General features: G+C 38.6%; 18 protein-coding genes and 1 tRNA gene. 16 read left to right on the forward strand and 3 right to left on the reverse strand.

All coding sequences use genetic code 11. From position 1 onward, the window contains the following. Nucleotides 1–71: 71 nt before the first annotated feature. Nucleotides 72–365 (reverse strand): helix-turn-helix domain-containing protein, encoded by a 294-nt coding sequence (locus P3L47_RS23320; protein ID WP_277782322.1) that lies wholly within the window; start codon nt 363–365, stop codon nt 72–74. A gap of 564 nt (nt 366–929) precedes the next feature. Here P3L47_RS23320 and P3L47_RS23325 point away from each other — a divergent pair. Beyond that, nucleotides 930–1,295 carry a hypothetical protein gene (locus tag P3L47_RS23325; RefSeq protein ID WP_277782323.1) on the forward strand — a complete coding sequence of 122 codons (366 nt, stop codon included), beginning with the start codon at nt 930–932 and terminating at the stop codon, nt 1,293–1,295. Nucleotides 1,296–1,374: 79 nt separating this feature from the next. Here P3L47_RS23325 and P3L47_RS23330 read toward each other — a convergent pair whose 3' ends face one another. Together P3L47_RS23330 and P3L47_RS23335 are read right to left on the reverse strand one after the other, a co-directional pair. Then, complete coding sequence (locus tag P3L47_RS23330; protein ID WP_277782324.1) at nt 1,375–2,160, reverse strand: S24 family peptidase; 786 nt, start codon at nt 2,158–2,160, stop codon at nt 1,375–1,377. Nucleotides 2,161–2,491: 331 nt separating this feature from the next. Continuing rightward, entirely contained in the window at nt 2,492–2,815 is a 324-nt protein-coding gene (locus P3L47_RS23335) for a hypothetical protein (protein ID WP_277782325.1), read from the reverse strand. Nucleotides 2,816–3,340: 525 nt separating this feature from the next. Here P3L47_RS23335 and P3L47_RS23340 point away from each other — a divergent pair. The 15 genes from P3L47_RS23340 to P3L47_RS23840 all read left to right on the forward strand — a co-directional run bounded on the left by P3L47_RS23340 (nt 3,341) and on the right by P3L47_RS23840 (nt 11,416). After that, nucleotides 3,341–3,583, forward strand: coding sequence for a hypothetical protein (locus P3L47_RS23340; protein ID WP_277782236.1), 243 nt, complete (start codon nt 3,341–3,343; stop codon nt 3,581–3,583). A 411-nt stretch (nt 3,584–3,994) separates the two neighbouring features. Then, on the forward strand, nt 3,995–4,288 hold the full coding sequence (locus P3L47_RS23345) for a DUF3853 family protein (RefSeq protein ID WP_277782237.1): 294 nt from the start codon (nt 3,995–3,997) through the stop codon (nt 4,286–4,288). 28 nt (nt 4,289–4,316) lie between these two features. Beyond that, nucleotides 4,317–4,392, forward strand: a tRNA-Val gene (locus P3L47_RS23350). Between the two features lie 633 nt (nt 4,393–5,025). After that, the gene (locus P3L47_RS23355) at nt 5,026–5,508 is read left to right on the forward strand and encodes a HEAT repeat domain-containing protein (RefSeq protein WP_277782326.1); all 483 of its coding nucleotides are present in this window, start codon (nt 5,026–5,028) and stop codon (nt 5,506–5,508) included. Between the two features lie 484 nt (nt 5,509–5,992). After that, on the forward strand, nt 5,993–6,580 hold the full coding sequence (locus P3L47_RS23360) for an ERF family protein (protein WP_277782327.1): 588 nt from the start codon (nt 5,993–5,995) through the stop codon (nt 6,578–6,580). Between the two features lie 36 nt (nt 6,581–6,616). Next, a complete protein-coding gene (locus tag P3L47_RS23365) occupies nt 6,617–6,922 on the forward strand; it encodes a hypothetical protein (protein ID WP_277782328.1) in 306 nt (101 codons plus the stop codon). A gap of 170 nt (nt 6,923–7,092) precedes the next feature. Continuing rightward, entirely contained in the window at nt 7,093–7,545 is a 453-nt protein-coding gene (locus P3L47_RS23370; RefSeq protein WP_277782329.1) for a single-stranded DNA-binding protein, read from the forward strand. Between the two features lie 191 nt (nt 7,546–7,736). Next, nucleotides 7,737–7,961, forward strand: a complete 225-nt coding sequence (locus P3L47_RS23835) for a DUF1367 family protein (protein ID WP_427910581.1) — start codon at nt 7,737–7,739, stop codon at nt 7,959–7,961. 5 nt (nt 7,962–7,966) lie between these two features. After that, nucleotides 7,967–8,131: a hypothetical protein gene (locus tag P3L47_RS23375; protein ID WP_277782242.1), complete on the forward strand. Its 165-nt coding sequence runs from the start codon at nt 7,967–7,969 to the stop codon at nt 8,129–8,131. A 15-nt stretch (nt 8,132–8,146) separates the two neighbouring features. Next, complete coding sequence (locus P3L47_RS23380; protein ID WP_249390574.1) at nt 8,147–8,347, forward strand: hypothetical protein; 201 nt, start codon at nt 8,147–8,149, stop codon at nt 8,345–8,347. Between the two features lie 4 nt (nt 8,348–8,351). Beyond that, nucleotides 8,352–9,488 (forward strand): DUF7666 domain-containing protein, encoded by a 1,137-nt coding sequence (locus P3L47_RS23385; protein WP_277782330.1) that lies wholly within the window; start codon nt 8,352–8,354, stop codon nt 9,486–9,488. Nucleotides 9,489–9,722: 234 nt separating this feature from the next. Further along, nucleotides 9,723–10,079 carry a hypothetical protein gene (locus P3L47_RS23390; RefSeq protein WP_277782331.1) on the forward strand — a complete coding sequence of 119 codons (357 nt, stop codon included), beginning with the start codon at nt 9,723–9,725 and terminating at the stop codon, nt 10,077–10,079. Between the two features lie 429 nt (nt 10,080–10,508). Beyond that, nucleotides 10,509–10,712 (forward strand): hypothetical protein, encoded by a 204-nt coding sequence (locus P3L47_RS23395; protein ID WP_277782332.1) that lies wholly within the window; start codon nt 10,509–10,511, stop codon nt 10,710–10,712. A gap of 237 nt (nt 10,713–10,949) precedes the next feature. Then, complete coding sequence (locus P3L47_RS23400; RefSeq protein ID WP_277782333.1) at nt 10,950–11,144, forward strand: hypothetical protein; 195 nt, start codon at nt 10,950–10,952, stop codon at nt 11,142–11,144. A gap of 170 nt (nt 11,145–11,314) precedes the next feature. Next, nucleotides 11,315–11,416 (forward strand): hypothetical protein, encoded by a 102-nt coding sequence (locus tag P3L47_RS23840; RefSeq protein ID WP_427910526.1) that lies wholly within the window; start codon nt 11,315–11,317, stop codon nt 11,414–11,416. The last annotated feature ends 506 nt before the right edge of the window (nt 11,417–11,922 follow it).

Consider the following 11,922-nt stretch of genomic DNA (forward strand, 5'->3'; position numbering starts at 1 on the left):
GTCAACAAGAATCTAGTCATATCAATATAATTAATAGGTTAATATGACGCAAAATTAGATAAAAACGATACCTAGCCCAAGCTATTCAACAAATTTTCTATATCTGAACGTGATTTTATTTCATAAATAGTTCCTTTTGCCTTAATGAAGCCGGAAATTTCGCTTTCTCCGGGGGATTCGGTGAACAGTTCCCATACTTCAACATTTAATAAATTTGCAATTTCTTGCAGTCGCTTCAAAGAAGGATTACCACTTTCTCCAATGGCTTTATACAATCCGACTTCTGTCATACCTAATTCTGTTGCCAAATCCCTTCCGGTTCGACCTTGCATCTTCAATATTTCCTTAACTCTCAGTTTATACATAATATTAAACCAGTAATACATAATTCATATGATAATTGATAGATTAAAATGGGCTAACAGTTAAATAGTCCTTTTATTGCTAAATGCCCACAACACAAGTAAACTTACTTTATATTAAAATACAGTTTATTGTGTATGTGATAGTGTCTAGTTAACAAATTTCAATTTATTGTCATCTAGCCTATTAGATAGTATTTAACTATTTAGGTATTGAAAACAAGTAGCTTGAAGCAATAAAAAGGTCTCATAATCAAACAATTCTGAAGTTGATTTTATGCTTAGAACTGGATAACAAAATAAGAGAGGCTATTGTTCTATTTATGCCTCAATAGTATTAATAGATTGGCGTATAAAAAACACTCCGGAGTGTCATTATTGCTATCCTTTATCATAAAAACAACAAAAGAAGAAAATTATGGACCGAATAGAAGTGGATCTACGCCTAGCCACCTGATGGCGGGCTAATACCAATTAAATACCGGCTGAAACCAGCCAACCGGAGGTGCGTTAAAATTCCGCACAGCCATTATTATGCGATTTTTATAACTATAATTTATTTTACACATGAAATCAAAGATTGAAGAAATAGAAGGTATAGAGTGTTCTTATACAGTATTTACTGTTCTCTGCGACAGTATGGACAACGGACTTAGAACCAGTTTTGAAAGAGGCGACAGGATATTTACGGTTCCTGTTTCTATAGACGAATTAAAGGAAGACCATAGGGGATTTTGGCTTCTTAAAACAGACTGCAGCGTTTTATTTAAACAGATAACAGGCTACGACAAGGATAGTGATACATTCATCTTCCATTCTTTGAACCCTTTGTTTAAAGATATCTTAGTGGATGCAGGGAAGATAGAAAAAGCCTACAGGGTTGTTAGAAAGAAGGGAAGATCGGTCACATATTCATCATTCGAAGATGTGTGATTGAAGAATTAAAGTAGGATCATCTTTGCGACCTTCAGTCATTCAGTCCGAAGGTCACAAAGTCCCCTGTATTAATACTCTACCGGTTTAGGGTTCTTTTTATCACATAATAAAGCTTTTGAATTTCGTCAATAGACAATTCAAAGTCACTGTATTCCGGAGACGGGTTAAGAGAATGAAGAGTTATAACCCCTCGCTCCATGTCTTGACTGACTATCTGCTTGATCAAAACAGATGATCCGAATGCTATCACCCAGTATGGATGATCCGTATATCTAAGCTTGTCCTTCCAGTATATCCTGTTTAGTTCACGGACTAAAAGCCTGTCGCCGGCTTCAAAGCTTTGCCTGGTCCCGTCATCCATACTATCATTCTTCACCTCGAAGGATAAATAATTACCATGTGCGATCTGAGATACTTCGAACGATTCTTCCTCCCAGTCATCCCTATCCTGTTCCAGTGTATCATGCACATTTGCAAACCTTCCATATGCGCAATAAGGCACAAGCTTAACAGTCATCCGGTACTTTCCATTACCCAAATCATAAAACTTGGCTCCGCTAGTCGTTTCGGTGAAAAATACGCCTTCTTTTGACGGGGATAATGAAGCATCTATTACAGGGGAATCTTCATTCAGCATATTACCCTCTCCCGTCAGAAGCCAATCCAAATTAAATAATCCATCAAAAGCCCTACAGAAACGAGATAAAAAATCATCGTTTAAATATCCTCCCCTATCTTTCAATGCATTACTTATAGTAACCCTGTTGGCGTTCATAGTTTTTGCCAAATCGGTTTGAGTATGGATTTTACCTATGCTCCTCAAATATTGATAAGCATCATTAAGTCTTTCTACTTTTCCCATATTACTAAATAACATACATGTAATTAGAATATACTACATTAATTTAGTATATTTACACCGGAATCAAGTTGCGGATGATACCGACTAAATTGTTTAACTGTTCCCGTAAGGGACTATATAGGCGACTTAACTTCAAACCGCAACTTTGGAGTTGGTCGTCTTTACATGCTATGAAAGAGCTGGTTAAATACATTGAAACGTTACCCATTAAAGAATTTGTATATACGATTGGTATATTATACATTATTGTATTTGTTATAGCTATCGTATTTGCAATCACTTTGTTTTGTCAACTTCTGAAATCCCATAATCAGGATTCTTGGTGGAAAAATTAGGCTTCATTCTTGGCAAAGAAACTGCTATAGAATTTTATTCTACTTTCTGCGCCTTTTATACTTTCCTTATTACCTGAAACTATTTCGATCCCCAACTTCCCTGTACCCTTTTTAGTATGTGTTACACATACATCAAACTGTACCGGCTGAACAACAGACACTGCCCCATCTCCCATATCTAATATATGCCTTGGAGATGTAAGAACCCCAAATTGATTAGGATTTATACAAGCCTCATTTTCAGCCGCAAAAACCTGAGCATCCTTAACCCCGGCAATTATCTCCTTTAATATTTCACTAACAAATTCTTTTAGATCCATGATACTATATAATGTACGCGAAACCTCTCAAAAGTTAAACAATGTTTATATACTAACTTTTTGTTGTATACAATTTTGATACTACACAAATGTAGTATATATTTGCAATGTCAGAACGATACAAAGGTACGCAACTTTAGTGGTTGAAACAATAGCATAAAAGTATCATTCTTTCCTAAACTGGTGGTTAGTAACCAGTCAACGCTTGAAATCGCAGTTTTCGTATCCAACAACGACAAAGTGGCGCATACCTGCAATATAGCAGACGCGATACATACTCGTGAAAAGCAGATTCGTGACATGTCCGATGAGTGCAGCGGGGCTAAATTAGGAAAAATACAATCGGTTCCTGGCTGTGTAGGCGAAAGTTTGTACACAACCAGGGACTTTATATAGGCTGTGTGGTGAAAAAGGTAGACACATTACTCTATGATAGGACGATCAATCATTAGAGGTAAGAGCTTGATAACTCATCCTGGTTCGACCCCAGGCACAGCCACATTTACAATAACACTTAAAATGAATATGGAAAAAGTAATTGAATTTACAGACGAAGTTAAAACCGTTGAACTGTTTAATCAAATGAAAGTCGGAGTAATATACAGAACTCCTTTTGCTGAAAACAGGTTTAACGGCATTAAATCAGAAGCTTCAAGAAGGAATAAAGAGGCTAGAATCGCCGGAAAACTAAAATCCCAAATGGATTTGATGTACAGAATATCGACCATCCATCCTCGCGGATATATATCGATTATAAAGTTAAAATAGCATGGAACGCATATTTCCGGAACTCACAGTTGAATGTGAGCGAACAGCCATCATGTACTGCTCCGGTTTGGATAAAAAGAAATTGCAGAAATCAAATGCAGGTCAACAAGTACCATTGTAAACCAGCTAAGAACTGCCTATGAGAAATTAAATATAATAAACGGCAGGCAACTTACTCTTATCCTGGCTGAACGCATTTCGGGGCTTCGCATCACATTTGACTTTTCATCGGCAACCAAATCGGTAATAGCCGGATGCTTGCTTATCTTACTAATTGTAGATCACAATATGGATATGAGGAGACAACGGTTAAGACGGTCAAGAGCGAACAACAACACAGAGATGGTTTGCAGGGTCCGATCAATGTCAAGAGGGAGAAATGTATTACTCATAACGTAAAAATATAATCAAATGGATATAGCCAATATGCCAGCAACGGAAGTAACAGCAGGTCAACTGGCTGACCTTATTATACAAAGGCTTTCAAGTAAAATTACAACTGAAACAAACGTAGGTTCTAAAATGGTTAGGGGACTTGCTCCTTTAGCGGAAAGACTAGGAGTTAGTATGAGTACCATTGTAAGATTGAAACGGAAGGAAGTCTTTAAGGATTCTATAAAACAAAATGGGAAAATAATCCAGGTAGACTTGGATAAGGCAGTAGAAGACTACTATGACAAGACAAATAGGAAAGGAAGAAAATAACAACTATCCAGGATGATATTTCCATATGGGGGGATAGCTCAATAGGTTAGAGCGCATATGATTACATCATATGATTCACGGCGGTTCGAATCCGTCATCCCCCTTTGTGTAATATGAATTATAAGTTTATTAAGTTTTGTACTGCACCAGCCGAGAGGTCCGTGTATTATTTAATATCCGATTAAAATGAAGAATTAAGTATTCAACCCGTCTCGTCTGCGAAGATACAGGCGGGCAAATGGCTTAATGGCGAAATGGTAGACGCTAAAGATGTTCCGTTTATAGGCAGGTTGAGAGACTAGCGTACTTGTAAAATTAATCGCACTTAAAACTCCTGTCGTCCCGGTTCGATTCCGGGTTAAGCCACATATGGCATTTGCTTAAATACTATAGGTTAGGTATAGACCGTGCCCGCCGAGAGGTTCGCACGGTTATTTTATAAACAATAAAAATCAAATATATATGAAAAAGGTATTTCTTGCAATCCTGCTATTTGCGGGTTTTATCCTCGTGATATCCGAGAGTGACACCTTTGTGCCCAACGTTTTAGGATTAATAATGTGCTGCATATCGGCATATAACCTTAAAGTCTTTAAGGCATGAGGGATATTTATATAAGAGACCCCGACGGAGATTACGACTACGACGGATACGAAGAGACGGAAGATCCCGAAGATATTTATCAGAGGGATTGGGAAGCAAGTACTTTAAATTGGTAATACTTTAATTAAAATAATATGGATAAAAAAGAAATTTTGAACAGCGACTGGACTGTCCGTCGCTCTGCAGCCCGCAACCCAAACACGCCGGTTGAAACGCTTGTGGAACTGGCTAAGGACAGCGACTGGAATATCCGTCGCTATGCAGCCGACAACCCCAACATGCCGGTTGAAACGCTTGTGGAACTGGCTAAGGACAGCGACTGGGATGTCCGTCGCTATGCAGCCGGCAACCCCAACATGCCGGCTGAAACGCTTGTGGAACTGGCTAAGGACAGCTGCTGTTATGTCCGTAGCTCTGCAGCCGACAACCCCAACATGCCGGTTGAAACGCTTGTGGAACTGGCTAAGGACAGCTACTGGACTGTCCGTAGCTCTGCAGCCGGCAACCCCAACATGCCGGTTGAAACGCTTGTGGAACTCGTTAATGACAGCGACTGTGATGTCCGTAGCTCTGCAGCCGGCAATCTCAACACACCGAGATATACAGAAAAAAAATAACCATTTTATAGTTACAGATACACATGTGGATGTTTTTGTGGATCAAGATCCCAGCTTCTTTCTCGGATTTACTCAATAGACAATATAACCTCAAATCCAGCCGAAAGAATAAAGATATTGAATGCGTTGACAATAAATTCGAAGAAGTATTTGGGAAGTAAATAGATCTTTTCCTGAGGTGTAAATCATCCTCATATCGGCAACCGCGAGCCTTAGAAAGTGGTAGCCCTTGACGCTTGCACCTGGCCCGGTGGGATGAAGCACGGTAGGTAGGGGACGAATATAATCAATCAATTATTTATTAATTAATCAAAGCCGATGTAAAGGACATCGTGAGGTGCGAGCCCTCTTTTAATGTTAATTTTATTATTGTTGACCGCCGGGAAAGACCGGCAACTGGGCGTATGGCTTAATGGTATAGCGTTTCCAAACGGAAAAGAAAGGGGTTCGATTCCCTGGCGTCCACAAACTAAATATAAATGATATGGAAAGATCAGAATCAATAAAAGAAATTGCTAATGCACTTTGTAAATTTCAGCAAGAAGTAGGCAAGATCAAAAAATCAGCAAACAACCCGTTTTTCAAGTCTAAATATGCTACATTATCTGACATATTAGATGTTATACAAGAGCCTTTATCTAATAGCGGGCTATCTGTAATGCAGTTACCAGTTGGTGAAAACGAACTAGAAACTATAGTAATGCACATATCCGGAGAATTTATTGCCAGCAAGTACACAATGAAACCCGTCAAAAATGATCCCCAAGGCGTTGGATCGTGTATAACATATCAAAGGAGATATGCTTTAGGGGCTGCATTAAGCTTAAATATTGACGAAGATGATGATGGCAACAAGGCGTCTCAAAACTCACCATCTAAACCAGCAAACTCTAATCAAAAGAAAGTTCTTACAAGGGAACACCTGAATAACAAAGAATCGATGAATGCTATTTGCAAATGGATTTATAATAAATCAACAGAAGCAAAAAGCAAACAAGCAGCGATTCTCTATAGCAGCTTTGATAGAACAAAATTACCAAGTAACACCTATAGAAATAAATACTATCAGTGAAGTGTATCAACAATATTTAATCAACAATAATCTAAAATGAGCAATATAGAGCTATTTAATTCTATACCTGTCAATAAGACAGAGCAGGAGAGTGTTTCGAACCGGTTGATCCTATCGGTATTGGATGGGGACGTAAACCCAATAGAAGCTACAGTAAAAGCCAAAGGCATAATTGAAGCATTGACAAAATTTGTCAACGATGACCGGATCAAGGACTGTACAATGTCGGAAATTGAGAAAAACGGTAAAGAAACCTCTTGGAATGGAGCTAAACTTACAATAAAAGAAGTAGGCGTAAAATATGATTATACAGATTGTCCGATCCTATATATAATGACTTAGTCCAGCAAAAACAGTTGCTGGATAAAAGATAAAAGACAGAGAAGGATTTTTAAAATCTCTATCAGGAAGAACAACGATAGTAGATGATGAAACAGGAGAAGTATCCACAATCATCCCCCCTGTCAGAATGGCTAGTCAAGGATATTCAATAACATTTAAAAAATAATCAAATGAGCAAATCAATAAATCAAGTCCTCCTTGCCGGTAACGTCGGCAAAGATCCGGAAGTCAGGACGCTGGACGGAGGCGTTAAGGTTGCAACCTTTTCTCTTGCCACCTCCACCGGAGGGTATAAGAAACAAGATGGTACAGAAGTAGCTGAAAAAACTCAATGGCACAGTATTATTGCCTGGAGAGGTTTGGCTGAAATCGCAGAAAAGTACGTCCATAAAGGCGACAAAATCATTATCATGGGTACCCTGCAATACAGGGAATACGAGAAGGACGGTATTAAACGATATGTTACCGACATTTTAGCGTACGACCTAATGCTGTCGGGTAAAGGAGACAGTTCAAATTCTAAGTCTCCATTAACAGCGGAAGATGCACCTTCACAAGCGGATTTTCCACCAATTGGACCTGAAATAGATCAACTTCCTTTTGATGGAACTATACCTCCTTAATACAGCCAGCGGATTAAAACCATGTTATGATTCTGACTATGACGAGAAAAAGAAACTCAAGTTAGGGGCATACATACAAGGCTAGAATCACGCTGGCTCGTAATATAGACTTTCACCGCAAATACTTTCAGCTGATAAATACGGCATGGGCTTATCAAAATGAAGCTACGACAAGACATTTCAAAGAAGACATAAATTGCTTTCGGAAGACAGTAGAAGTAGCAGCAGGTCATTGTGATACCGTATACAGTTTGGCACGAAAGGAATGGATAGACATTCCTAAGTCAATAGCTTTTGATAAAATGGACGAAGCGGAGTTTCAAAATTTATATGATCGAGTAAAAGACGTATTATTCTCTGTATTCTTACATAATATATCCGAATATGATTTTATGAATAATCTTTCTAATTTTTGATACAAATGAAAGAGAACCCACCTCCTCAGTATCTTCTGTCCTCTCTTCTTCGTCATGCAAGGATAGCTGCCGAGCATTTTGATGCTACAGGCAAGAAGCCTAAGGTGGTGGATTCTGTAAGGTTGCTAAAGAAGGATTTAAAGAAATTGGAAAAGTATATTTCTAAATAAGTAATATATGGAAATATGAAAGTAGTACACGTTCATTTAATCTTTAAAAAGACCGATCATTATTTCGGTAGCATATCTGCCATATTCGATCATTTAAAAGAAGAGGATATAGGAATGACTAAAAAATCTCTTCTTCATTCTCTCTCTTCTGATATGATTGTTACAGGCAAAGCTATTATTAAACGTAGAGAAATATTAAGATGTAAATCAAAGTAATATTATGGATAAAATTAAAGGTTATAAAGGTTTCAACAAAAACCTACAATGCAGGGGATTTCAATATGAAACAGGAAAAGAATACGAAGAAAAAGAAGCTATTAAAGCATGTTATAACGGATTTCATTTCTGTGAAAATCCATTTGATGTGTTTTCTTATTATCCACCATCCGATGGAAATGGGGAAAATAGATATTGCGAAGTAGAAGCTTCAGGTACTCTTGATAAAGAAGTTAACGGAGACAGCAAAGTTGCTTCATCAAAACTAAAAATAAAAGCTGAAATTGGTTTAAACGGAATTATTAAAGCAGGAATAGACTTTATTTTAGAAAAGATCGATTGGAGAAATAACGCATCGGAAAACACCGGTAACCGGTCAGCTGCAACGAACACCGGTAACTGGTCAGCTGCAACGAACACCGGTTACCAGTCAGCTGCAACGAACACCGGTGACCAGTCAGCTGCAACGAACACCGGTGACCGGTCAGCTGCAACGAACACCGGTGACCGGTCAGCTGCAACGAACACCGGTGACCGGTCAGCTGCAACGAACACCGGTGACCGGTCAGCTGCAACGAACACCGGTGACCGGTCAGCTGCAACGAACACCGGTTACCAGTCAGCTGCAACGAACACCGGTGACCGGTCAGCTGCAACGAACACCGGTAACTGGTCAGCTGCAACGAACACCGGTGACCGGTCAGCTGCAACGAACACCGGTAACTGGTCAGCTGCAACGAACACCGGTTACCAGTCAGCTGCAACGAACACCGGTGACCAGTCAGCTGCAACGAACACCGGTGACCGGTCAGCTGCAACGAACACCGGTGACCGGTCAGCTGCAACGAACACCGGTGACCGGTCAGCTGCAACGAACACCGGTGACCGGTCAGCTGCAACGAACACCGGTGACCGGTCAGCTGCTATAGTACAAGGTAAAGAGTCTATAGCTATAGTTACAGGTTACAAATCTAAAGCTCAAGGCTGCATAGGCAATTGGCTTGTCCTAACAGAAAGAGGTGACTGGAATGGTGAGGGTTATCCAATTAAAGATGTTAAAACGGTAAAAGTTGATGGCAACATTATCAAAGAGAATACCTTCTATATGCTTATTAATGGCAAAATAGAAGAAGTAGAATAATTACAAACAAACCAAATCCGACATTAAAGGGTGCCGTGAGATGTGAGACCTCTGTTTGCCTTACTTTGGTAACCCTAGATATGAAGAAATGGTAAAAGAATATAGATATAAATAATTGCAAGATGAAAATAACAATCAACAAGCCAACAGAATTTGAAGCGATTTATTTAAAAGTAGATGCAGGTGTCAGATATTGGGATGATGCCGAAGTAAATGGAGTAAAAGATACTGTTTGTGATGAAACAAACAGTGCGCCAACAATGCCATGTACTGCATATGTGGAATGTAAACATAGCAAAAGAACGGCAATGGCGTTGGCAACCTCTTATAGACATAGATAATGGAATAATAGTCAACTGGAAGCAAGGGACTACCGCTGTTATTCACTACAAGGTATGTGATGATTTTAAATGTGATATTCTCGATAGTAATAAAGATATTATTGCATCTTATGATGGTTATGTACCCGAGATTATGTGTCCTGCAGATGTAGGATACGGTGACTACATCATTATGAATATTGATGAATACGGGGTTATACTAGGATGGAGAAATGATTTGATTAATGAAATTATAGAACAAAATGAATAGTTACGAGTACATCCCTGACTGGAAGATATGGGGATAAAATAGTGTGTTTTTCATGGTATTAGTTTAAGTTAAGTTACCCCTGCCGTCCGTGAGGATATGCAGGGTATTAGGGGCGAAAGGTGGTACCTGCATTAGATTGGTTCGATTCCGATCCGTCCCACATTTGATATTAGCATTATGGATTTTGATACGACATACCGGATTTCGATCCGGATGATTACGACAATTATAATTATGATTAAAAAGACAGAGTGATAGGCATTGACCCCGATTGTGACAAATCAGGAGTCACAGAACTGCATGTTAAGTCAAGGTGTTTAAACGTGACTAATCTTTCATTTCCTCTCCTTGTGGATTACTTAAAACAATGAAGGAAGAATTTGTTGATCGACAAAAGAATCGGTTATAGTAGTTGTTGAAGCTGGCTGGATGAATGAAAGTAACTGGCATGCTACACGCTCCTCTCCTGCCGCCGCCGCAAAGATTCAGAATACCGGTCGCAACCATGAAGTAGCAAGAAAGATCGCTGAAATGGCCAGGCATATAGGACTGAAGTTGACGAAATTAAACCTCTCCGTAAATGTTGGAAAGGTAAAGACGGAAAGATTACCCAGGATGAGCTATCGAAGATAGTAGGAGGACTTGACAGGCGACTGAACCAAGATGCAAGAGACTCTGCTATTTTAACATGGGTTTATGCTGGCTTACCAATAAAATTATAGTATGGCAAAGAAAGAAATAATTCACGCAAGATGTCGTGACTGCATACACTCTAAATCCTTCTCCGAATTGGAAATAACCTGCAAAAGAGAAGAAAATTAACTTAGTAGCTAACTCTATAAGAATATGTTATTTATTTATAAGTAAGTCATGTCAAAGATGAAAACTTACCGGATACCGGAACAGGAAGGTGGAATACCTCCCGAACCGAATATCGAGCGCATCCCTGTAAAGATCAATAAAAAGACTACGATCCTTGTCAAAAAAGGATGCAATATAGAAGAACATGTTAATAGATTCAAGAACAGAGAAATATCAACTCCAGGGTACATTCCTTGGGACTAACATTCAATATGAATATAACAAATAACTTTTATTAAAATGAAAGTAAATATTAAGAAATTGCATAAAGATGCCGTTATGCCATCCTACGCGCATGATACAGATGCAGGACTTGATTTAACAGCTGTATCAAAGGAAATTGATAATTATGGAATGTTGTATATGGTACCGGTTTGGCTATCGAAATACCACAAGGATATGTTGGACTTGTTTTCCCACGATCAAGCAACAGTAGAAAAAATTTGATATTGACAAATTCTATTTGGAGTTATTGATAGCGGTTATCGTGGAGAGATAAAATTCAAATATAGAGTGACAACAACACGAACAAAATATACTAAATGGTGGCGCAATATCTTATTTTTATTCAAAAGTCCACAAGAAACAAAATTACTTATGAATAAAAATACTGATTATATTTTATGATGTTGATAACGATATTGCTACTCCGTAGGCGACGCATTAGTCAATTAATTATCATACCATATCCCAAAGATTGAATTAAGAAGTTGAAGAGCTTTCAGAATCAGATAGAGGACTGAGTGGATATGAGTAGTACTGGATATTGATCAAAAATCGTTTTTTTTCTTTAGCGTTTTGAATTTAGGTTGTATCTTTCCCAACTTTCGAAAAAGAAGGAACTGGCAGACATTAAGCGTCTCCTGTCACGATTGTCTTACGAGATAGATTCTAAGCTAGGGATATATTAAATATCATTATAGTATGGATGGGCGGCTAGTATGCAGCTTCCTGCAATCTTGTGTCTAAAAATTAAACATCA

The sequence above is a fragment of the Parabacteroides chongii genome (assembly GCF_029581355.1).
Taxonomy (GTDB): Bacteria; Bacteroidota; Bacteroidia; order Bacteroidales; family Tannerellaceae; genus Parabacteroides; species Parabacteroides chongii.